Origin of the sequence: Amycolatopsis roodepoortensis (genome assembly GCF_014873915.1) — a bacterium.
GTDB lineage: Bacteria > Actinomycetota > Actinomycetes > Mycobacteriales > Pseudonocardiaceae > Amycolatopsis > Amycolatopsis roodepoortensis.
Window position 1 is genome coordinate 1,746,205 of record NZ_JADBEJ010000004.1, and the last position, 21,342, is coordinate 1,767,546.

General features: G+C 69.6%; 19 protein-coding genes. 6 read left to right on the plus strand and 13 right to left on the minus strand.

Features of this window, described 5'->3' with window-relative positions:
• Positions 1-27 precede the first annotated feature (27 nt).
• From H4W30_RS18990 to H4W30_RS19000, 3 genes are read left to right on the plus strand one after another with little or no spacing between them, the layout of a single operon-like run.
• Complete coding sequence (locus H4W30_RS18990; RefSeq protein ID WP_225949383.1) at positions 28-618, plus strand: TetR/AcrR family transcriptional regulator; 591 nt, start codon at positions 28-30, stop codon at positions 616-618.
• Between the two features lie 4 nt (positions 619-622).
• Positions 623-1,249, plus strand: coding sequence for a VC0807 family protein (locus H4W30_RS18995; protein ID WP_192743982.1), 627 nt, complete (start codon positions 623-625; stop codon positions 1,247-1,249).
• Positions 1,250-1,260: 11 nt separating this feature from the next.
• Complete coding sequence (locus H4W30_RS19000; RefSeq protein ID WP_192743983.1) at positions 1,261-2,778, plus strand: carboxylesterase/lipase family protein; 1,518 nt, start codon at positions 1,261-1,263, stop codon at positions 2,776-2,778.
• Between the two features lie 80 nt (positions 2,779-2,858).
• Here the strand turns inward: H4W30_RS19000 and topA are convergent, their stop codons facing one another.
• Positions 2,859-5,768 carry a type I DNA topoisomerase gene (gene topA / locus H4W30_RS19005; protein ID WP_192743984.1) on the minus strand — a complete coding sequence of 970 codons (2,910 nt, stop codon included), beginning with the start codon at positions 5,766-5,768 and terminating at the stop codon, positions 2,859-2,861.
• Positions 5,769-6,036: 268 nt separating this feature from the next.
• Between topA and H4W30_RS19010 the strand changes: the two genes are divergently transcribed.
• The gene (locus tag H4W30_RS19010) at positions 6,037-6,849 is read left to right on the plus strand and encodes a S1 family peptidase (protein WP_192743985.1); all 813 of its coding nucleotides are present in this window, start codon (positions 6,037-6,039) and stop codon (positions 6,847-6,849) included.
• A gap of 479 nt (positions 6,850-7,328) precedes the next feature.
• On the opposite strand, the gene H4W30_RS19015 is transcribed toward H4W30_RS19010, so the two are convergent.
• The 4 genes from H4W30_RS19015 to H4W30_RS19030 form a co-directional block, all read right to left on the minus strand.
• Complete coding sequence (locus tag H4W30_RS19015; protein ID WP_126730099.1) at positions 7,329-7,940, minus strand: hypothetical protein; 612 nt, start codon at positions 7,938-7,940, stop codon at positions 7,329-7,331.
• Positions 7,941-7,974: 34 nt separating this feature from the next.
• Positions 7,975-8,559, minus strand: coding sequence for a hypothetical protein (locus H4W30_RS19020; protein WP_192743986.1), 585 nt, complete (start codon positions 8,557-8,559; stop codon positions 7,975-7,977).
• A gap of 92 nt (positions 8,560-8,651) precedes the next feature.
• The gene (locus tag H4W30_RS19025) at positions 8,652-9,203 is read right to left on the minus strand and encodes a hypothetical protein (RefSeq protein WP_225949384.1); all 552 of its coding nucleotides are present in this window, start codon (positions 9,201-9,203) and stop codon (positions 8,652-8,654) included.
• A 113-nt stretch (positions 9,204-9,316) separates the two neighbouring features.
• Complete coding sequence (locus H4W30_RS19030) at positions 9,317-11,611, minus strand: sodium-translocating pyrophosphatase (protein ID WP_192743987.1); 2,295 nt, start codon at positions 11,609-11,611, stop codon at positions 9,317-9,319.
• A gap of 318 nt (positions 11,612-11,929) precedes the next feature.
• On the opposite strand from H4W30_RS19030, the gene H4W30_RS19035 reads away from it, so the two are divergent.
• A complete protein-coding gene (locus H4W30_RS19035; protein ID WP_192743988.1) occupies positions 11,930-14,395 on the plus strand; it encodes a DEAD/DEAH box helicase in 2,466 nt (821 codons plus the stop codon).
• A gap of 13 nt (positions 14,396-14,408) precedes the next feature.
• On the opposite strand, the gene H4W30_RS19040 is transcribed toward H4W30_RS19035, so the two are convergent.
• The 8 genes from H4W30_RS19040 to ssd form a co-directional block, all read right to left on the minus strand.
• The gene (locus H4W30_RS19040; protein ID WP_192743989.1) at positions 14,409-15,035 is read right to left on the minus strand and encodes a bifunctional DNA primase/polymerase; all 627 of its coding nucleotides are present in this window, start codon (positions 15,033-15,035) and stop codon (positions 14,409-14,411) included.
• 409 nt (positions 15,036-15,444) lie between these two features.
• Positions 15,445-15,801, minus strand: a complete 357-nt coding sequence (locus H4W30_RS19045; protein ID WP_192743990.1) for an Rv3654c family TadE-like protein — start codon at positions 15,799-15,801, stop codon at positions 15,445-15,447.
• The gene (locus tag H4W30_RS19050) at positions 15,798-16,142 is read right to left on the minus strand and encodes a TadE family type IV pilus minor pilin (protein ID WP_192743991.1); all 345 of its coding nucleotides are present in this window, start codon (positions 16,140-16,142) and stop codon (positions 15,798-15,800) included. The genes H4W30_RS19045 and H4W30_RS19050 overlap by 4 nt, the downstream gene beginning before the upstream one ends.
• A complete protein-coding gene (locus H4W30_RS19055) occupies positions 16,142-16,315 on the minus strand; it encodes a DUF4244 domain-containing protein (RefSeq protein ID WP_192743992.1) in 174 nt (57 codons plus the stop codon). Before H4W30_RS19055 ends, H4W30_RS19050 begins: the two co-directional genes overlap by 1 nt.
• A gap of 15 nt (positions 16,316-16,330) precedes the next feature.
• A complete protein-coding gene (locus H4W30_RS19060; RefSeq protein ID WP_192743993.1) occupies positions 16,331-16,906 on the minus strand; it encodes a type II secretion system F family protein in 576 nt (191 codons plus the stop codon).
• On the minus strand, positions 16,900-17,643 hold the full coding sequence (locus H4W30_RS19065) for a type II secretion system F family protein (protein ID WP_192743994.1): 744 nt from the start codon (positions 17,641-17,643) through the stop codon (positions 16,900-16,902). The genes H4W30_RS19060 and H4W30_RS19065 overlap by 7 nt, the downstream gene beginning before the upstream one ends.
• Complete coding sequence (locus H4W30_RS19070; RefSeq protein ID WP_192743995.1) at positions 17,640-18,782, minus strand: TadA family conjugal transfer-associated ATPase; 1,143 nt, start codon at positions 18,780-18,782, stop codon at positions 17,640-17,642. The genes H4W30_RS19065 and H4W30_RS19070 overlap by 4 nt, the downstream gene beginning before the upstream one ends.
• Complete coding sequence (ssd, locus tag H4W30_RS19075) at positions 18,779-19,852, minus strand: septum site-determining protein Ssd (protein WP_192743996.1); 1,074 nt, start codon at positions 19,850-19,852, stop codon at positions 18,779-18,781. Before ssd ends, H4W30_RS19070 begins: the two co-directional genes overlap by 4 nt.
• 577 nt (positions 19,853-20,429) lie before the next feature.
• Between ssd and H4W30_RS19080 the strand changes: the two genes are divergently transcribed.
• Positions 20,430-21,227 (plus strand): HAD family hydrolase, encoded by a 798-nt coding sequence (locus tag H4W30_RS19080; RefSeq protein ID WP_192743997.1) that lies wholly within the window; start codon positions 20,430-20,432, stop codon positions 21,225-21,227.
• Positions 21,228-21,342 lie beyond the last annotated feature (115 nt).

Sequence of the window (21,342 nt, forward strand, 5' to 3'; positions counted from 1 at the left end):
TTTGCTCGACTGAGCTATTTTTTGCTCATGCAAGCAAAAGCGAAGACGTTCACCGAGAGTGCGAGACGCGCACAGATCGTGGCCGCGGCCATCGAGACGATCGCCGAGCTCGGCTACACCCGCGCGTCGTTCGCCCGGATCGCGAAACAGGCGAAGCTGTCGAGCACCGGGCTCATCTCGTACCACTTCGCGAACAAGGAGGAACTCGTCCGCACGGTCCTCGAAGACGTCTTCCGCGAGATCGGCGCGTTCATGGCCGAGCGGATGAGCGAGCCCGCGTCCGCGAGCGAGGCACTGCGGACGTATCTGGAGGCGAACCTCGAATTCGCCGCCGCGCAGCCGACCCGGATGCGCGCGTTGCTGAACATCTTCCTCGGCGGCGCCCTCGACTACGACCCCGCGAACGAGCGGGCGGCGCTGGAACCGGTCGAACGCATCCTGCGCTGGGGCCAGGAGTCGGGCGAGTTCCGCGAGTTCGACGTCCACGTGATGGCGACGACGATCCGGCGTTCGGTGGAGGGCCCGGTGTTCCTGCTCGCCGGCACACCGGAGCCGGACCTCACCGCCTACGCGGCCGAACTGGTGACCCTCTTCGATCTCGCGACCCGAAGGCAATGATCCCGTGATCCGGCAGTGGGGTGTGGTGCTGCTCGAGGTCGTCGTGCCCGTCGCCGGGTACTACGTACTTCGCGGCTTCGGCGTCGGCGCGCTGTTCGCGCTCGCCCTCTGCGCCCTGCCGACCGTGCTCTTCGTCCTCTACCGGGCGATCCGGTGGCGGAAGATCGACACGCTCGCGATCTTCGTGCTGACGATCTTCGCGGTCAGCGCCGGCTTCTCCTTCGTCACCGGCAGCCCGCGGTTCATGCTGGCGAAGGCGGGCTGGGTCACCGGGGTGATCGGCGCCGGATTCCTCGTTTCGCTGCTGTTCTCCAGGCCGCTCGCGTACGGCATGGCCCGCTCGATGGTCGCGAAGAGCCGATTCGCCGACACCCTGCGCGCCCGCGAATGGAACGAGCTGTGGCCACGGCACGAGTGGTTCCGGCGGGCTTGGCGGGTCGCGACCGTCCTGTGGGGCGTCGCCCTGATCGCCGACGCCGCCGGGCGCGTCCTGCTGGCGTACACGCTGCCGGTGGACTCCGTTCCCGCCCTCGGCACCGCGCTGTACGGCGTCACGTTCGTCGCCGTGCAGGTTCTGCAACACCTCTATTTCCGCCGCGTCGGGCTGTGGCGCCGCCTCGCGGCCTCCTGAAAGGACCGCTCATGCATCTCGTGCTGGCCATCGTCACCGGCCTTCTCACGATCGTCGCCCCCGCGGACCCGCTCGTCGTGCGCACCGACACCGGCCAGGTCCGCGGCGTGGAATCCGGGGCGACCAGGACGTTCAACGGGATCAGGTTCGCCGCGCCACCCGTCGGCGAGGACCGCTGGAAGCCGCCGCGCCCGCCGGAAACGTGGAAGGACGTCGCCGACGCCACGAAACCCGGCCCCGCCTGCACCCAGTATCTGCCTGACAGCGCCGAGGACTGTCTCTTCCTGAACGTCACCGTGCCGCGTGACGCGGGGAGCCGTCGCCTGCCGGTGCTCGTCTGGCTGCACGGCGGCGGTTACACGATGGACGCGGGGAGCCTCTACGGCGCGCAACGGCTGGCGGATCAGGGCGACGTCGTCGTGGTGACGACGAACTACCGGCTCGGCGTCTTCGGCTACTTCGGCCTTCCCGGCCTCGTGGGTTCCGGCGATTTCGGGCTCATGGACCAGCTTTCCGCGCTGCGCTGGACCCAGCGCAACATCGCCGCGTTCGGCGGCGACCCGCGGAACGTGACACTGGCCGGACAGTCCGCGGGCGGGATGAGCACCTGCGCGCTGCTCACCTCGCCCGCCGCGGCAGGCCTGTTCCACAAGGCCGCGATCATGTCCGGCTCCTGCCTGCTGGACTGGCCTCCCGGCGGTCTCATCCCGAATCAGCCCGCGCAGACCCCGTACTCGCCGCTCGCCAAGACCGAAGCCGACGGCGCGGCGGTGGCCGAAAGCCACGGCTGCGAGGGCCCGGACGCGCTCGGCTGCCTGCGTCGTCTCCCGGCCGCGGAGTTGCTGAAGGACCACCAGTCCTTCGCCAATCACCTGACCTACGGCACCCCGCTGCTCCCGCTCGACCCCGCGAAAGCCGTGCGGCGGGGCGCTTTCCACCGGGTGCCGGTGCTTTCGGGCGGCACGCACGACGAGATGAGGTCGTTCATCGCGGGCGTCGCCCAGCACAAACCGATCACCGAGGAGCGCTATCAGGAGTTTCTGCGCAACGCCTTCGGCGAACGCGCGGACGAGGTGGCGGCGAAGTATCCGTCGCGGGACTACGAATCACCCGCCATGGCGTGGGCGACGGTCACCACCGACCGTTCGTGGGCCTGTCCGACGGCCGAGGGGAACAGGCTGCTCTCGCGGCGAACTCCGTTGTACGCCTACGAATTCGACGACAAGAACGCTCCCGACGTGAACCGGATCGAGGCGCCCGGCCTCCCGCACGGCGCGGCGCACGCCCTGGATCTGGTCTACCTGTTCGAGCTCAGCGGAGTCGAGAAGTCGCTGGATCCGGCGCAGCGACGCCTTTCGGAGCAGATGATCACGTACTGGACCACGTTCATGCGCACAGGTGATCCGAACGCGTCCGGATCACCCCGCTGGGATCGCGATGTCGTGCTGTCGCTCGCGCCGGACGCGATCCGGCCGGTCGCTCACGCGGCCGATCACCGGTGCGGCTTCTGGGCGGGCCTTCGCTCCTGACGAGCGTCCCCGCGTGCGATGAACGGGCCGTTCCCTGCGAAATCTGCAAGGAACGGCCCGTTCATAGCGCGCTCAGGGAGCTACTTCGTCTTCGTGGCCGTCGAGCGCGTCGAAGGCTTCTTCGCCGCTGTCTTGGTCGCCGTGGCCTTGGTAGCCGCCGTCTTGGTCGTGGCGGTCTTCTTGGCCGCGGTCGTCTTGGTGGCCGTTGTCTTCGACGCCGCCGTCTTCCGCGCCGGAGCCTTGCGCTTGGGCGCCGGACCCTTCGCACGCTTCTCCGCGAGCAGCTCGGCGGCGCGCTCGGCGGTCAGCTCCTCGATGCTGTCCGACTTTCGCAGCGTCGCGTTGTACTCGCCATCGGTCACGTACGGACCGAAGCGGCCGTCCTTGACCACCATCGGCTTGCCGGACACCGGGTCGTCGCCCAGTTCCTTGAGCGGCGGCTTCGCGGTCGCGGACCGGCCACGCTGCTTCGGCTCCGAGTAGATCTTCAGCGCCTCTTCGAGCGTGATCGAGAACAGCTGGTCCTCGGTCGTGAGCGAACGCGAGTCCGTGCCCTTCTTCAGGTACGGCCCGTAGCGCCCGTTCTGCGCGGTGATCTCGTCACCGGATTCCGGGTCCTTGCCGACCACGCGCGGCAGCGAGAGCAGCTTCAGCGCGTCTTCGAGGGTCATCGTCTCGATCGACATCGACTTGAACAGCGAGCCCGTCCGCGGCTTCGGCTGCTTCGCCTTGGCGGCCTTCTTCTGCGCGGCCGTCGCGCCTTCGGGAAGCGGCTCCGGCTCGGGCAGGAGCTCGGTGACGTACGGGCCGAAGCGGCCTTCCTTCGCCACGATCTCGTGTCCGCTGACCGGGTCCTTGCCGAGAACGCGGCCTTCCTGCGGCGTCGCGAACAGCTTCTCCGCGATCTCCTTGGTCAGCTCGTCCGGCGGCAGGTCCTCGGGCAGGTTCGCCCGCTGCGACGTCCCGTCGACTTCGCGCTCGAGGTACGGGCCGTAGCGGCCGACCCGCACGACGACGGTGTGCCCGTCGGCGTCGGTGAACAGGGGGATCGAGTTGATCTCGCGGGCGTCGATGTCCTCGACACCCGAGCCGACCAGCTTCTTCAGCCCGCCGAGACGGCCGACCGAACCGTCGACGCCCATGTCGCCACCGAAGTAGAACTTCGACAGCCACTGCGTGCGGTGCTCGTCACCGGCGGCGATGCGGTCGAGCTCGTCCTCCATACCGGCGGTGAAGTCGTAGTCGACCAGCCGCTCGAAGTGCCGCTCCATCAGGCCGATCACGGCGAACGCGACCCAGGACGGCACCAGCGCGGAACCCTTCTTCCACACGTAGCCGCGATCCTGGATGGTCTTGATGATCGACGCGTACGTCGACGGGCGGCCGATGCCCAGCTCTTCGAGCTTGCTGACCAGGCTCGGCTCCGAGTAGCGCGCCGGCGGCGACGTGGTGTGCCCGTCCGGGCTCAGCTCGGTCGCGGTCAGCGCCTGGTCCTTGACCAGCTGCGGGAGACGGCTCTGCTTGTCGTCCGCCTCGCCACCGCTCTCGGTGTCGACGGCCTCGACGTACGCCTTGAGGAACCCGGCGAAGGTGATCGTGCGACCCGACGAGGCGAAGGTGACCTCCTCGCCGCTGGTGGCGGTGCCGACGATGCGCACCGACATCGTGGTGCCCTTCGCGTCCGCCATCTGCGACGCGATCGTGCGCTGCCAGATCATCTCGTAGAGGCGGTACTCGTCGGTGTCCAGATCCTTCGCGACCTGGCCCGGCGTGCGGAAGACCTCACCCGAAGGACGGATCGCCTCGTGGGCTTCCTGCGCGTTCTTCACCTTGCGGGTGTACTGGCGCGGCGACGGCGAGACGTACTCCTTGCCGTACAGCTGCGTCGCCTGGCTCCGCGCCGCCGAGATCGCCGACTCCGACAGCGTCGTGGAGTCGGTACGCATATAGGTGATGTACCCGTTCTCGTACAGCTTCTGCGCGATCCGCATGGTGCGCTCGGAGGTGAACCGGAGCTTGCGGCCCGCCTCCTGCTGCAGGGTCGAGGTCATGAAGGGGGCGTACGGCTTCCGCGTGTACGGCTTCTCCTCGACGCTCGCGACCTTGAAATCGCGGTTCTTCAGCGCCTCGGCCAGTCGCACCGCGTCGGCCTCGGCCAGCACGCGGATCTCGTTGTTCGAGGCCTTGAGCTGCCCGTCCGAGCCGAAGTCACGGCCGGTGGCCAGACGCGCGCCGTCGACGGCGATCATCCTGGCCGGGAAGTTGCGCGGCGACGCGTCGGCGCCCGCGTCCATCGTGGCGGAGATGTCCCAGTACGACGCCGACGTGAAGCGCATGCGCTCGCGCTCACGCTCGACCACGATCCTGGTCGCGACGGACTGCACGCGGCCCGCCGAAAGCTTCGGCATGACCTTCTTCCACAGCACGGGCGAGACCTCGTAGCCGTAGAGCCGGTCCAGGATGCGGCGGGTCTCCTGCGCGTCGACCAGGTCGCCGTCGAGCTCGCGGGTGCTGTCGGCCGCGGCGCGGATCGCCTGCTCGGTGACCTCGTGGAAGACCATCCGGCGCACCGGGACCTTCGGCTTGAGGGTCTCCAGCAGATGCCACGCGATGGCTTCGCCCTCGCGGTCGGGGTCTGTGGCGAGGTAGAGCTCGTCGACGTCCTTCAGCAGGCCCTTCAGCTCCGTGACCTTGGACTTCTTGTCCGGCGTGACGACGTAGAGCGCCTTGAAGTCGTTGTCGACGTCGACCCCCAGCCGCGCCCACGACTCGCCCTTGTACTGGGCGGGGACGTCGGCAGCGCCGCGAGGGAGGTCGCGGATGTGTCCGACGGAGGACTCCACGACGTAGTTACCGCCGAGGTACGGGGCGATCTTGCGGGCCTTGGTCGGCGACTCGACGATCACCAGCCGACGACGGCCCGCGCCGTCGTCCGACGCCGCGGTCTTCTTCGTCCGTGCTCCTGCCACGCTGTCCTGCTCTCCGCTCATCTTCGGCGCCTTCGCGCCGCCTCTCGACCCGTCAGTGTGCACGCTCGCACCGCCCGGACCACGGCTAGGTGGTGCAACACGCCGCCGATCGTGTGTCCAGCGCATCGCCGCTGACCTCGTCGATGTTTCCTTTCAACACCTAGCACGTGATGTCGGACACGTCCGCCTGGGGTCCCGCGTGACGGGGCGAACACCCTCCGTTCGACGGTGGTGGCTCACACCCGCCAACGCTTCACTTGATGTCCACGCCGACCCGAAAGGACTCCACGTGACCCGACGACTCCTCGGCACACTGTTCGCCATGCTGACCGCGTCCGCCCTGGTCGGCATCGCGCCGGCGCACGCGGCCACGACCACCTTCGCCGGAACCGTGGCGTTGTCGAACTGCTCCGGGTCGGTGGTCAAACCGCCCGAGGCGAGCCTCGACGACCCGGCCCTCGTCCTTTCAAACGGGCATTGCCTGCAAGAAGGTTTCCCGGACCCCGGGGAAGTAATCGTCGACAAGCCGTCCACGCGGACCTTCAGCCTGCTGTCCAAGGACGGCCGCTCATCGCTCGGCACGCTCAAGGCGAAGAAGCTGCTCTACGCGACGATGACCGACACCGACGTCTCGCTCTACCAGCTCGACACCAGCTACGCCAAGATCAAGTCGGCCTACGGTATCGCCCCGCTGACGCTCTCGCCGACCCGTCCGTCGGCGGGTATCGCGATGGACGTGGTGTCGGGTTACTGGAAGAAGATCTACTCCTGCAACGTCGACGGCTTCGTCCACGAACTGCGTGAGGCGAACTGGGTCTGGAAGGACTCGATCAGGTACACCTCGGCGTGCAAGACGATCGGCGGGACCTCGGGGTCGCCGATCATCGAGACCGCCACGGGGAAGGTCGTCGGCGTCAACAACACCGGCAACGAGAGCGGCCAGCGGTGCACGATGAACAACCCGTGCGAGGTCGACGCGGCCGGGAAGGTGACCGTGCGGAAGGGCATCAACTACGGGCAGCAGACCTACCAGCTGACCTCCTGTCTCTCGCACAGTGAACTGGACCTTTCGAACCCGAACTGCCGGGCTCCGAAACCCTGACCTCACCCTCCTCGTGAGTGGCTAGGACGGGTTCTAACCGCCCTAACCACTCACGAGGCCTTTGTGCCGCCCAGCCGGCCGCGTGACCAGCCGGCGGTTTCGCGTGACCAGGCGGCCGGTTCGCGTGATCAGACGGCCATCTCACGTGATCAGACGGACGACACGCGTGACTGGATGGACGACACTCGCGCGCCCGGGTTCCGCCGCGAGCCGTCTCCCCAATCACGCGTGTCGTCCGTCCAAGCACGCGTGTCGTCCCTCCAAGCACACGTGTCGCCCGTCTGATCACGAGAGTCGTCCATCCAGACACACGTGTCGTCCGTCCAGACACACGTGTCGGCCGTCCAGACACACGTGTCGGCCGCCCGAGCACACGTGTCGTCTCCCCAGTCACGCGAGCCGTCCGCCCAAGCACGCGAAACCGCCGGGCAGCGGCACCAAGACATCGTGGGACCAACCGTCCCTACCCCTCACGAGCTTCAGACGGCGCGCACCACCGGCACGAGACTGGGCCAAGCGGGCTCGGCACCCGCCGGCGCGTCTCCGATCAGCTCCAGCACGTGCGCGAGCCTCCTCCGCCCGGTGACCCGCAGCAGCGCCTCTTCGCCTTTCTGCACCTTCGCCGGCACGCCCAGCTGGGCCAGCGCCGTGATCAGCCGCTCGTGCGTCTCCGGCGCCTCCGGATCGAGCGCGAGCAGGTAGCCGTTGCCCTGGGGACTGCCCGCCGCCAGGGCCCACATCCTCAACATGGCCCCATCGAGCCGGAAGCCCTCCGGCAGGACCTTCTCTTCACCACGGTTCCAGCGCTGCTCGAGTGGCAGCAGATCGACCCGGAACGGCGTTCTCACGAGCGGCCGCCCACATTCGGCGGCCGAGACCTGCGCCTCCGCGCCGCGACGTCGGCATTCCCTGGCGAGGGCACCCGCCCGCCACGGCTCGTCGACCACGGCGGACAGCCGCGCGGCCGTCCGCCCGAAGCCCGTCATCCGCCCGGGCCCGCACAGCACTCCGGCGAGGTCGGCGAGCCCCGGCCCGCTCGCCTCCGCCGAGAAGAGCGAGATCGTCCCGTCCACCCGGACAGAATAGAACACAAGTTCGACTCATGGCCAGTGATGAGGCGGTGACTCAGCGAGGTTGTTTGACCAAGTCCTGACAATTCGGAATCCGGCTGCTCGCCGCGGCGAGCTGAGGAACGTCGTTAAGGCCCCTGAGGAGGTCGAGGCGGTCTAGTTCGTCGAGGGACGTCCTCGCGTCGCGAAGCGCCGTTTTCGTCGCTTCGGGGTCGCTTGAGGAGTCGAGGCGGTGGCGGACGTCGTCGGCACGGGCCCGGATGCCGTCGAGCTGGGCGACGGCGGACGTGCGCGCGGAGTCACCGCCCGCGACCGGCGCAGGCCCGAGGTTCGCCAAGGCGGCGGAGGTCCGGTCCAGCCCTTCGACCACCGAGGCCATCAGTTCGCTGGAGGTACGGGAAGCCTGTTGTGGCGTGCTCGGATCGACGCTGGGCAGCGTCGCCAGCGTCCGGACGAGGCCGCCCGCCGCGCCGCAGTACCCCTCCGTCCAGGCGGAGGCGGGGTCGGCCTCCGACGCGCTGACCGTCGCGAGACCTTCTTGTCTGGCGTGGGAAGTCACCGCGGGCTGCTGCCCGCACCCGGCGAGGCCGAGTCCGATACCTGTTGCTAGCGCGGCAAGGACGGTGAACCGCGGCCGCACGAAAACACCTCCCGACCTGACGACTTCCCGGCTGGCCCCCGACGGTACCGATACCGGGGGGCAATGCAAATCAACGCGACGCCGAAGAACGGTCAGGAAGGCAGCTTCTTGCAGTTCGGGGCCTGCGCGGCCAGCGTTTTCAACGAAACGTTCGTTTCCAGCTGCTGGAACGGGTCGGGCATGTCGTTGATGTCGGACCCGATTTGCCGGAAGGAAACCGCGGCGGCCGCCACGGCGGCCTTGTCGTCCTTCGGTGCCGCGTCGAGGGCCGCCTTCGCGGCGAGCACCTTGTCCCGGATCGGTGTCAGCGTGTCGACGATGCTCTTGCGCGCCGCATCGGCTTCCGCGCTCGGAGCCTGGCCCAGGTTCCCCAATCCGGTGACCGCGTTGTCGAACCCGGGCGCGAACACCCCGAAGGCCTCGTCCATCACGTTCCGCGCACTGGCGACGTCGTCCTGTTCGAAGTCGGGCAGCCGGAAATCGCCGATCTTGGCGAAGTCGATCAGCGAACCGCAGAAACCGTCCATCCAGGAACTCCCTGCCGCAGGGGCGGGAGAAGAAGGAGAAGGAGCGGCCGTCCGCTCGGCGCCACCGCAGCCCGCCAGCAGGAGAACGGCGGCGAACAGGATGATCGGACGCCTCATGGCAGGGACTCCCCCGGATCGGATCGGCGTGACGGGCAGACATTAGCCTGCGCCGGACAGACGCCGGGCCCGCCACGAAAGATCGTGACGGGCCCGGCGGTGGAGAGAACCGTTTACGCCTTCGTTTGCGCGGGGGTCTCGGAAAGAACCGACTCGCGGCGCTTGGAGACCACGATCGCCGCGACGATGATCGCGACGGCGACCAGCGAGATCGCGATGCGGATGCCGACGTTGGCGTCCGCGCCGATCGAGAACTGCACGACCGCCGGGGCGATCAGCACCGACACCAGGTTCATCACCTTGATCAGCGGGTTGATCGCGGGACCGGCGGTGTCCTTGAACGGGTCACCCACGGTGTCACCGATGATGGTGGCCTCGTGCGCGTCCGACCCCTTGCCGCCGTGGCTTCCGTCCTCCACGAGCTTCTTCGCGTTGTCCCAGGCGCCACCGGAGTTGGCGAGGAAGATCGCCATCAGGGTGCCGGAAGCGATCGCACCGGCCAGGTAACCGGCGAGCGCGCCGGTGCCGAGGCCGAAGCCGACCGCGATGGGGGCGAAGACCGCGAGCAGGCCGGGCGTGGTCAGCTCACGCAGCGAGTCGCGCGTGACGATGTCGACGACCCGGCCGTACTCGGGACGGGTGGTGCCCTCCATGATCCCCGGGATGTCGCGGAACTGGCGGCGCACCTCGTAGACGACCGCGCCGGCGGCACGGGACACCGCGTTGACCGCGAGACCGGAGAACAGGAACACGACCGCCGCACCGATGATGACACCGACCAGGGTGTTCGGGCTGACCACTTCGTTGACGAAGAAGTTCAGCGCGGACGCGCTGGCCTGCGCCGCCTCCGGGATCGACTTCAGCGCCTTGCTGATCGCGTCCTGATAGGACCCGAACAGCGCCGTCGCCGCGAGGACCGCCGTGGCGATCGCGATGCCCTTGGTGATGGCCTTGGTGGTGTTGCCGACCGCGTCGAGTTCGGTGAGGATCTGCGCCGCGTCCTCGTCGACGTCACCCGACATCTCGGCGATGCCCTGCGCGTTGTCCGAAATCGGGCCGAAGGTGTCCATCGCGACGATGACGCCGACCGTGGTGAGCAGACCGGTACCGGCCAGCGCCACGGCGAACAGCGCGACGCCGCCACCGAGCAGGTACGCGCCGAACACGGCCGCGCTGATGACCAGCGCGGTGTACACGGCGGACTCGAAACCGACCGAGATACCGGCCAGGATCACCGTCGCCGCACCGGTTTCCGAAGACTTGCCGACCTCCTTCACCGGCTTGTGCTCGGTGCCGGTGTAGTAGCCGGTGAGCTTGAGGATGATCGCGGCGAGCACGATGCCGATGATCACCGAGATGGTCGCGATCAGCGCCGGGTTGCCGGGCTCACTGGTGGCACCGCTGGTCAGCTCGGAGAACGAACCGGGCAGGTAGACGAACGCGGCGATCGTCGAGAGCACCGCGGAAATCCCCGCGGAGATGTAGAACGAGCGGTTGATCGTGACCAGGCCGCCTTCACCAGCCTTGGCCTTGGTGATGTAGACACCGATGACCGCGGTGATCACGCCGATGGCGGGAACGATGAGCGGGAAGATCAGGCCGTGCACGCCGAAGGCCGTGCTACCCAGGATCAGCGCCGCGACGAGCATGACCGCGTACGACTCGAAGAGGTCCGCCGCCATACCGGCGCAGTCGCCCACGTTGTCACCGACGTTGTCGGCGATGGTGGCCGCGTTGCGCGGGTCGTCCTCGGGGATGCCCTGCTCGACCTTGCCGACCAGGTCCGCGCCGACGTCGGCGGCCTTCGTGAAGATACCGCCGCCGACACGCATGAACATCGCGATCAGCGCGGCACCGAAACCGAAGCCCTCCAACACCTTCGGCGCCTGTCCGGTGTAGACCAGGACGACCACCGCGGCGCCGAAGAGACCGAGACCGACGGTGATCATGCCGACGACGCCACCGGTGCGGAAGGCCAGGCGCATCGCCTTCTCGCGGCCGCCTTCCTCACGCGATGCGGCCGCGACGCGAAGGTTCGCCTGCGTCGCCAGCCACATGCCGAGATAGCCGATCGCGAAGGAGAATCCGGCGCCGACCAAGAAGAAGATGGACCTGCCGATCTTCTCGTTCCAGTCATCGGCCGGCAAAGCGAAGAGCAGCACGAACACGATTCCCCCGAAGATCACGAGGGTGTTGCGCTGCCGTTTGAGATAGGCAGCCGCGCCTTCCTGCACTGCCTTCGCGATGTCCTGCATCTTGGAGGTGCCCTGGCCGGCGGCCAAGACCTCCTTGAGCAGAACGTAGCCGATGACCAGTGCGGCAAGGGCGACCACGGCGATTACACCGACGATGGTGTAACCACCTCCGGAGAGCGTGAGTTCGCCCTCCGCGAGGAACTGCCGGGACATTCGTCCTCCTGGAGACGTCGCCGTTGGCCAACGACGATCCGCCGATGGAACCGGCGTGCCGACGTTGGCATGGGGAACTGAACCGGGCATCACGCTAGTCGTACTGCAAGGCACGTCTCACATGACGCTCGCCACAGTCGGTGTGGATTGCGGGAGTGTATTGGTAGTGGGATGGCGGACGGCAAGGCGTCCCCGCCACCGTACGTTCCGTAATCTTGTGAGGCTGGTCACTGTATCGATCATCGGCGGCCGCTTCCAGTGCCCGTTCCGCCCGGCGGCGGACCGTTTCTGTCGGTGCGCTGTGCGAAGCTTCCGAAGGTGGACGGCACGGTGCGATCCGGCAAGGGCCGGCGGCTTCTCGACCGCGCGACGGCGGGGATCCCGGCTTCGCTGTACCCGGTCACCCATGTGGCCGAGCTGCCGGCCCGCCCGGCGGATTCCGTGGACTGGCCGGATTGGGTGGCGGGTCCCGTCGTCGAGGCGCTGAAGGCGAACGGGGTCGAGGCGCCATGGCGGCATCAGGCGGAGGCCGCGTCCTTGGTCCGCGAAGGCGAGCACGTCGTGATCTCGACAGGCACCGCGTCGGGCAAGTCGCTCGCGTACCAGCTGCCGGTGCTCTCGGCACTGGTCGAGGACGAGCGGGCCACGGCGCTGTACCTGTCGCCGACCAAGGCGCTCGGCGCCGACCAGTTACGCGCGGTGTCCTCTTTGGACATCAAGAAGGCGCGGGCGGCGTCGTTCGACGGCGACACCCCGATGGAGGAGCGGGACTGGGTCCGCGCGCACGCGAACTGGGTGTTCACGAACCCGGACATGCTGCACCGCGGGATCCTCTCTTCGCACGCGCGCTGGTCCCGGTTCTTCCGGCGGCTCTCGTTCGTCGTCGTCGACGAATGCCACAGCTATCGCGGTGTGTTCGGTTCCCACGTGGCGCTGCTGCTGCGCAGGCTGCGGAGGGTCGCGGCGTACTACGGGGCTTCGCCGGTCTTCGTCCTCGCGTCCGCGACCACGGCGGATCCGGCGGCGTTCGCGTCGAAGCTCACCGGACAGGACTGCGTCCCGGTCACCGAGGACGGCTCGCCGCGCGGCGCCCGCACGGTCGCGTTGTGGGAACCCCCGCTGCTGTCGGAACTCTCGGGTGAGAACGGGGCACCGGTGCGGCGCTCGGCGGGCGCCGAGGCTGCCCGGATCCTCGCCGAACTGGTCATCGAAGGCGCCCGCTCCCTGGCGTTCGTCCGGTCGCGGCGAGGCGCGGAGCTGACCGCGCTCGGCGCCCGGCGCATTCTGTCCGAAGTGGACGGTGCGCTGGCGGAGTCCGTCGCCGCGTACCGCTCCGGGTATCTGCCGGAGGAACGGCGCGCACTGGAAGCGGCGTTGCTGTCCGGGCGGTTGCTCGGGGTCGCGACGACGAACGCGCTCGAACTCGGCGTCGACATCGCCGGGCTGGACGCGGTGGTGCTGGCCGGTTATCCGGGCACGCTCGCGTCGTTCTGGCAGCAGGCCGGCCGGGCCGGGCGCGCGGGCGACGCGGCACTGGTCGTCTTCGTGGCCCGAGACGACCCGCTGGACACCTATCTCGTGCATCATCCGGCCGCGATCCTGGACCGGCCGGTGGAGGCCGCGGTCCTCGATCCATCGAATCCGTACGTGCTCGGGCCGCAGCTGGCCTGCGCCATCGCCGAACTCCCGCTGACCGAGCCGGAGGTCGCGGCCTTCGGCGGGGACTCGGCGCGCGCCGTGCTCGCCGACCTGGTCAAGGAGAAGATCATCCGCCGCCGCACGAGCGGCTGGTACTGGACCTCGCGCGACCGGCCGCACGCCGAGGTCGGCATCCGGGGTTCCGGCGGCGAGCAGATCGCGGTGGTGGAAGCCGATTCCGGCCGGATGCTCGGCACGGTCGACCCGGGATCCGCCTGCTACGCGGTCCATCCCGGTGCGGTGTACCTGCACCAGGGTTCGTCCTATGTGGTCGACGAGCTGGATCTGGAGACCGGGCTCGCCCTGGTGCACGCGGAGGATCCGGACTGGACCACGTCACCGCGCGAGATCGTCGACATCAGCGTGCTGCGCACCGAAGAGAAGCGGGTGCACGGCGGGGTCACGGTGAACCTCGGCGAGGTTTCGGTGAGCTCGCAAGTGGTCGGCTACTTGCGGAGACGTCCGTCCGGTGAGGTGCTGGACCAGACTCCGCTGGATCTGCCGGAGCAGAGCCTGCACACCCGTGCCGTCTGGTACACGATCTCGGCCGAGCTGCTCGGCGCGTCCGATGGCGCGGCGGGGACCGGGGGCCATCGGACGGGGACCGAAGCTCTGGAGCCGGTGGGGACCGGAGGCTCCAGGGCGGGGACCGAGGAACTTGGCGGGGCACCGGGGACGGGCGCCGAGTTGGATCCGGCGCGCGTCCCCGGTGCCCTGCATGCCGCCGAGCACGCGGCGATCGGCCTGCTACCGCTGTTCGCTACTTGCGACCGCTGGGACATTGGCGGGGTGTCGACCGCGTGGCACGAGGACACCGGGGAGGCGACGGTGTTCGTGCACGATGGCCATCCCGGGGGTGCGGGATTCGCCGACCGCGGATTTGCCGCGATTGTCCCTTGGCTGGCCGCAACGCGGGAGGCGATCGTTTCCTGCGAGTGCCCGGCCGGCTGCCCGTCCTGCGTCCAGTCGCCGAAGTGCGGGAACGGCAACGATCCGCTGGACAAGGCGGGGGCGGTGGCCGTTCTGGACACCGTGCTCGGGGCTTTGCGTCAGCACGGGTCCGTGTCCGGCCACGGGGTGGCTTGAAATTGTGGGTTGATCAGGCGGCGGTGCTGAGGCTCGCCACCGGGGCGACGGCCTGGTCACCGGCCAGCGCACGAACGAGCACGTCGTGCACGTCGGTGGCCTCGGGCAGCTGCCAGCCCCAGACCTCGGGCTTGACCCGCCAGTGCACGACACCGTGCTGGAACGGCGACGGGGGCAGCGGGATGTAGCCGTTCGCGCCGTGCCACTGGATCGAGGCCTGGTCGGCCAGTTCCCGCGGAATGCTCGTGGCAACGGTGGTGAGGAACAGCCAGCGGCCGTTCGGCATCGCGACGATCGGGGCGGGGTGCCCGGTGGCGCGCAGCAGGCGGGCGGCGGCCTTGCCGAGTTCGTCGTCGACCTCGATGGCGTCGAGCACGGTGCCGGTGGCGACGAGCAGGCTGTGCGTGTCGTCGCCGAACCAGGTGGCGACCTCGTGCGGGTGGGTCTCGGTCAGCTCGCGCCAGTTGTCCTGGGCCGGGACCGGACGCCGCCAGGTGAGGTCGTCACCGTCGGCGGTGAGCGCCGCGGGCTCGGCGCCCGGGAGCACCGGCCAGCCACGCCAGGCGAGACCGATCGCCTCCGCACGCATTTCGATGCGGAAGGCGCCCCGCCAGCTGTCCGGCCAATTCGCGTCCAACATTACTGTCCCTGCCTCAGGTCAACTCTGTCCTGTGTCTGTCTCTGTCGCACCGGCCTCGGCGAACTTTTCGAAGTGGCGCACATCTCAATAAACGGCAAGTTGCACATCGGGAGAAGACCTCACGCGACAACCGGCGGTTACTTAGCGATGAACGCGCGGTAGTGCGACCGGACGGACCGAACGCCGGACGTCCGGTTATCGGGTCCGCACGACCGGTCTGGAGCCGTTCGTCGCAGCCGACCTGGGCTTCCCGCCTGCGTGACGGCGCTCGCGGTGAGCGGCGGGCGGCCGTTCGGCGGTGAGCTGATCATGGCTTCGACCGCTCGCCGCGCGTCAACGACCGCTGCTCGCGCCCAGCGGTTACTCGCGCGTACTCCTCGCCTGGCGACCGTTCGTCGTGCGACCCCTGTCACGGTGACCGGTCGACCGGACCCGCCCTGGCCCGCGCCTCCGCCCGCCCGGTGACCGCCGGACGGCCCGAGGGCTCCGACCGCACCTCGACCAGGGCGTCGCCTCGTTCCCACCGGCAGGTCAGCAGCGTGACCGACATCCGGACGGCGACCTGCCGTGCCCGTTCGCAGGCCGCGGCGGGACCGCTCGACGCGTGCGAGGCCGCCGCGAGGGCCGCCAGATCCGCGGCGGCCTCGGCACGGTGCCGGGTCGTGACCGCGGCGCCGATCCAGAAGGCGATCGCGGCCGCGCAGACCAGGACCGCGACCATCGAGGCGGTCCACACGGTCGCGACACCGCGATCGTCCGCGGTCACGGCCCGCTCCCCGGCTCGGCGACGGCGAAGGCGCTGGAGCGCAGCCGGATACCCGGCAGGAACCCGGCGACCGGCTCGGCCTCGACTCCGGCCGTGATGGTGTCGCCTTCGCGGACGACGTCCAGCCGGGCGCCGGACGGCGCGATCTCCCGGACCGCCTGTTCGGCACGGGCGGGCTGGCCGCGGGCGAGGAGCCTGGCGGCCTCGCGGGCCGCGTCGGTGCAGCGAAGCTGATCGGACGCGACCCCGATCCCGGCGAGCAGCAGGGCCGAGACGAAGGTCAGCGCGCCGATGCCGAGTGCGGCCTCCACCGTGACGGAGCCGCGGTCTTCGCCGCGCATCAGAACTTCACCGACAGGGCGCGCTCGATGAGCGCGGTGAGCCCGGCTCGGACGGCTTCGCTTTCGATGACCACATAGAGGAGGGCAGCCAGCGCGGCGGCGGCCAGGGTGGCGATGGCGTATTCGATCGTCGCCATGCCGTCGTCTTCGCGGAAGGTGGGGAGCTTGTGCATGGGAGCGCCTTTCGATCAGAGGAAGTCGAGACGACCGGCCAGGCCGAGCACGACTGGGAGGACGCCGAGGCAGAGGAACGCGGGGAGGAAACACAGGCCGATCGGTGCCGCCAACAGCACTCCCGCCCGTTCCGCGCGTTCCTCGGCTTCGGCGGAGAGCGACTCGCGCAGTCTTCGCGCGAGGTCCTTCGCGTGCGTGGCGAGCGCGGTGCCCGCCCGCGCCGTCCGGACGGCGGCGACGGCCAGTTCGGTCAGGCCGGGCCGGTCGCGGACCGGCGCCCAGGCTTCCGCCGGCCCGATGCCGACGGCGAGATGCGACGCCACCGAACGAAGAGCCGCCGCGGTCTTCGGTGAGGCCGTCGGTACGACGGCCTCGAGTGCGACGGGTACCGGCAGCCCACCCGCCAGGCACGCGGCCAGCAGGTCGAGAGTGGCAGCGGACCGGACGAGTTCGAAGACGCCGTTGTCCCGGGGCGGCCGTGTCCGAAGCCGCGTGAGAAGCCGTCCTGGCCGCGCTACGCCTCCGGCCGCGACGCGTGGCCAACAGAAGACGGCACCGCCCAGCAGGATCAACGCCGCGCCGGTCAGCACGACGCCACCCGCCCGGTGAGGGCGCGGCACCAAGCCGTGCCCGCCCAGATCAGCCCGCTGCCCACGACGAGCAGCAACTGACCGGCGCCCGTCCCCGTGAGGACCTGGACCGGGCCCGCCCCCATCGCCTCGCCGAGCGGCAGGCACACCAGCGGGAGGACCGCGAGTACGGCGGCACTCGCCCGGGGACCGGCCATCTTGGCTTTGAGCCGGCGGCGGAAGCCGATCCCGGCCTCCGCGTCCCGTCTCGCCGCGTCGAGCACGTCGGCCATCGGCAGCCCGAACCGGTTCGCGAGCGTCCACGCGTTCACCAGTGCCGGTGGCGCGTCCGGATCGGCCGCGGTCTCACCACCGAGCCGGGCGGCCGCGATGAGCCCGCGCAGCCGCTCGGACGCCGCGGGGATCGCCTCCGCGGTGGCTTCGGCCGCCGTCACCGGATGGGCGCCCGCACGGAGTTCACCGATCATCATCCGCAGAACCGACGCGGTGAGCTCGGCTTCGGCCAGCGCCGCGTTCGCCCGCGCTCGCGACCGGACCTCCTGGCGGATGGTCACGGTGAGCACGAGTACCGCGACGGCCCAGCCGATCCCGAGGAACGGCAGGACGAGCAGCGCCGGCAGAGGCCACCAACCCGTCCGAAGCGCCCGTGGCGGACGCCAGGCGATAGGCACGCGAGCCATCGGCCTCGGCCAGCAGGCCAGTCCCGCGCCGCAGGAGAGCAGGAACCACGGGTTCATGCCGCCAACTCCTCGAACGGAGTTTCGTCGCCGATCCAGGTGCCTTTGCTCCAGACCGGAACGACTTTGGCCTCGCCTCGATAGGACCGGAGGACGCCGACCTCGTCCAGCCGCCGGATCCCGCTCGGCAGCCGGACCATGTGCAGGACCACCCGCACCGCTGCCGTCAGCTGGCTGTGCAAAGCGTCCCGTTTCAGCCCGCCGAGCGCGGCCAGCGCCTCCATCCGCGCGGGGACCTCCTCCGAGGAATTGGCGTGCACGGTGCAGCCGCCACCTTCGTGCCCGGTGTTCATCGCGTTGAGCAACGCGATCACCTCCCCGCCGCGTACTTCTCCGACGACCAGGCGGTCCGGACGCATTCGCAGCGCCTGACGCACCAGTTCGCTCAGCCCGATCTCGCCCGCGCCCTCGACGTTGGCCGGGCGGGTGAGCAGGCTGACGAACTGCGGATGGTCCGGTTGCAGTTCTCCGGCGTCCTCGACGCAGACGATGCGTTCGGACGGCGGGACGGCGCCGAGCAACGCGGCGAGCAAGGTCGTCTTGCCCGTCCCGGTCCCGCCGGAGACCACGAACGCGAGCCGTCGCCGGATGACCGAGTCGAGCAGATCCGCGCCGCTGGTGCCGAACACCCCGCGCAACCGGAGTTCGGCGAGATCATGGGTGGCGGGCCGGAGGACGCGGAGCGAGAGGGAGGTCCCGGCTGGCGCGAGCGGCGGGAGTACCGCGTGCATCCGGACCCGGCCTTGTGGCCCCACTCCCGGCAACCAGCAGTCGGCGAACGGTTGCGCGTCGTCCAGCCGTCGCCCGCCTGCGAGGGCGAGCCGCTGGGCCAGTCGGCGGACCGCTTCCTCGTCGGCGAAACGGATGTCCGTCGCCTTGGGGCCTTCACCGGTGTCCACCCAGACCTCGTCGGGAGCGGACACGAGGATGTCGGTGACGCCGGGCTCTTCGAGAAGCGGCGCGAGGGGGCCGGCGCCGACGAACTCGTCACGGGCCAGCCGGACCGCTCCGAGGACGGCGTCCTGCCCGAGCGCGCCGCCCGCTTCGGCGCGGACCGCCCGAGCGACGCTCACCGGATCCGCCGGGGCGGCCGATCCGGCCAGCCGCCGCCGGACCCGCTCGACCAGGTCTTCGGTCATCTCGACGCACCGGCCAGGTTTCCGCGCGCCGCCGCGAGGACCTCGGTGGCCGCCGTCGCCAGGTGCCCGCGATGTCTCGGGACGAATTCGCCCCGGTCGAGGGCCAGCGAGAGGGACCGCTCGCGGCCCATCGACGTGATGAGCGGGACGCCGACGGCGTCGGCGATCTCCTGAGGGATCAGCCCGGCGGGCGACGGCCCGCGGACCGCGACACCGATCCTCGTCGCGTGGGGTTCGAGCCTGGCCAGGACCTGTTTCGCGGCGGCGCAGGCACGGAGTTCCGCGGGGACGACGACCACGACGAGATCGGCCAGCCTGATCGCGGCGGACGTCTCGGGGCCGAAATATCTCGGCAGATCGCAGACGACGGTCCGCCCCGCGCGCCGTCCGGCGTTCAGCACGCCCTCGATCGCCTCGGGCCCGGGGCCGTGTCCTTCCCGTCCATAGGACACAAAGGACAGTGAGCCGGTCGAGTACTTCTTTCGCGGCAGGGCTTCGCTCAACGCGGCCATGGACACCCTGCCGCCGAGGTCGAGCTCCGGCCACCGGGGCCCGCGATCACGTTCGGCGGCGAGGAGTACGTCGACCCCGCCGCCGAGCGGGTCGCAGTCGACCAGCAGCCCGCCGGTGCCGGACTTCTCCGCTTGATACGCGACGGCGGCCGCCAGCACGGAAGCCCCGGCACCGCCACGCCCGCCGATGATCCCGATGACGACGCCGTCGTCACGCGCCGGCCCGTCGACGACGTCGGCGAATTCGCCGATGAGGTCGGCTTCCTCGTCCGGGAGCGAAAGGACCTTCTCCGAACCGGTGTTGAAGGCGCGCTCCCACGTCACCGGTGTCGGTGCGCCCTTGCAGATCAGCAGGACCTTGTTCCGCCGTAGCAGGCGGTTCGGCGCGCTCGCGGCCTCCTCGTCGAGGACCACGAGCGGCGCGCGAGCCCATCTTCCGCGCGCCGCGTCCAGATCGGGTGCGCGTTCGACCTCGCAGCCCGCGGCGGCGGCCACGCGCAGGATCTCGTCGAGCAGGATTTCGTCGCCGGCGACGACGAGCGGACGTTCCACGGTCATGACTCCCCCAGTGATTCGGTCGGACTCGGGTGATGACTCCACGGTCGCGCCGGTCGCCCACCGCGCACAACGCCATTCCGTCCCACCTGTGGACAACCGGGGTGTTGTGGACAACTCCGCCACGGGAAACCGGTTTCCCGCGGTTTTGTCGGACCCTTTCCACTACGAACCCACGACTCTGATCGCAGCCGGAAACGAGCACGAAAATTGTTGAGAGAAAAGAAAGTTAACGAACTCCGGCCGGTTCCTGCGTTGCCCGGGCGGGGTTTTCGCGGCCGTCGAGGTCTGAACCACTGACACCGCAAGGGATCGAGGAGGCGGCCCCCGCCAGGGGGGAGGGACGAGGGCCGCCTGGGGTTCAGCCCCGGGGGGTCGGACTGAACCTGGGCCCGGTGCAACACCGGGACAATCTCACTGTAACTCCGGTACCGGCCCGTTGCGGGCGACCTCCGTACCCACAATTCGATAACGGCACGACGCGCCGGATCGAGTGGGCGGTCGTGAATTTTCCACCGCGCCGGACCGATCGTGGTCGACCAACGGGCGCGCGCCCGTCCGGCTCTCCTATCCTTGGCGAGTGGACCGACCCAGCACGACGCCAAACCAGGTCGCGGCGTTCTTCGATCTCGACAAGACGATCATCGCGTCATCGAGCGCGTTGGCCTTCAGCAAGCCCCTTTTGCGCGAAGGCCTCATCAACCGCCGAGCCGCGCTTCGCAGCGCGTACGCCCAACTCGTCTTCTCCCTCGCGGGCGCGGACGCGGCGAAGACCGAGCGGATGCGGGCCGAGGTTTCCGCGCTGTGCACCGGATGGGACGTCGCGCAGGTGTCCGCGATCGTCCGCGAGACGCTGCACGACGTCGTCGACCCGCTCGTCTACGCGGAGGCGGCGGAACTGATCTCCTCGCATCGAGCGGAGGGGCACGACGTCGTGGTGCTGTCGGCGACCGGCGAGGAAGTCGTCGCACCGGTCGCCGAAATGCTCGGCGCGACGCGAAGCGTGGCCACGCGGATGCAGATTGTGGACGGTCGCTACTCGGGCGAAGTCGATTTCTACTGCTACGGCGAAAACAAGGCCGTCGCCGCGAAACAACTCGCGACGACCTACGGCTACGACCTCACCCAGTGCCACGCGTACACCGATTCGAGCACGGACATCCCGCTCCTCGAAGTCGTCGGACGGCCGCATGCCGTCAACCCCGACCGCGTCCTGCGCAAGCACGCGACGGAACAGGGCTGGGAGATCCTCGCCTTCGAGCACCCGATGTCGCTGCGGACCCGGATCCCGGCGCGCTCGGCCGGACTGGTCGCGCTCGGCGCCGTCGCCGCGGGGGCCACCTGGTACGGCTACAACCGGCGCAAACGCACCCGCTGAGCACACACCCACACGGCGGTACCGGGCCGGTTTTCGCAGTCAGGGCCGCGAATTGTCCGTCGCGGAGGGTGCCCGTGTCACTAGATCGAGCCTCTGTACCGGTGCACCCGTCTGC

Coding starts and splice junctions, on each gene's coding strand:
- H4W30_RS19065 (WP_192743994.1), bottom strand. CDS start 17,643: ATGAACCCGTGGTTCCTGCTCTCCTGCGGCGCGGGACTGGCCTGCTGG.
- H4W30_RS19050 (WP_192743991.1), bottom strand. CDS start 16,142: ATGCGCGGCGAAGACCGCGGCTCCGTCACGGTGGAGGCCGCACTCGGC.
- H4W30_RS19055 (WP_192743992.1), bottom strand. CDS start 16,315: ATGCACAAGCTCCCCACCTTCCGCGAAGACGACGGCATGGCGACGATC.
- H4W30_RS18990 (WP_225949383.1), top strand. CDS start 28: ATGCAAGCAAAAGCGAAGACGTTCACCGAGAGTGCGAGACGCGCACAG.
- ssd (WP_192743996.1), bottom strand. CDS start 19,852: ATGACCGTGGAACGTCCGCTCGTCGTCGCCGGCGACGAAATCCTGCTC.
- H4W30_RS19040 (WP_192743989.1), bottom strand. CDS start 15,035: ATGTTGGACGCGAATTGGCCGGACAGCTGGCGGGGCGCCTTCCGCATC.
- H4W30_RS19070 (WP_192743995.1), bottom strand. CDS start 18,782: ATGACCGAAGACCTGGTCGAGCGGGTCCGGCGGCGGCTGGCCGGATCG.
- H4W30_RS19000 (WP_192743983.1), top strand. CDS start 1,261: ATGCATCTCGTGCTGGCCATCGTCACCGGCCTTCTCACGATCGTCGCC.
- H4W30_RS19030 (WP_192743987.1), bottom strand. CDS start 11,611: ATGTCCCGGCAGTTCCTCGCGGAGGGCGAACTCACGCTCTCCGGAGGT.
- H4W30_RS19025 (WP_225949384.1), bottom strand. CDS start 9,203: ATGAGGCGTCCGATCATCCTGTTCGCCGCCGTTCTCCTGCTGGCGGGC.
- topA (WP_192743984.1), bottom strand. CDS start 5,768: ATGAGCGGAGAGCAGGACAGCGTGGCAGGAGCACGGACGAAGAAGACC.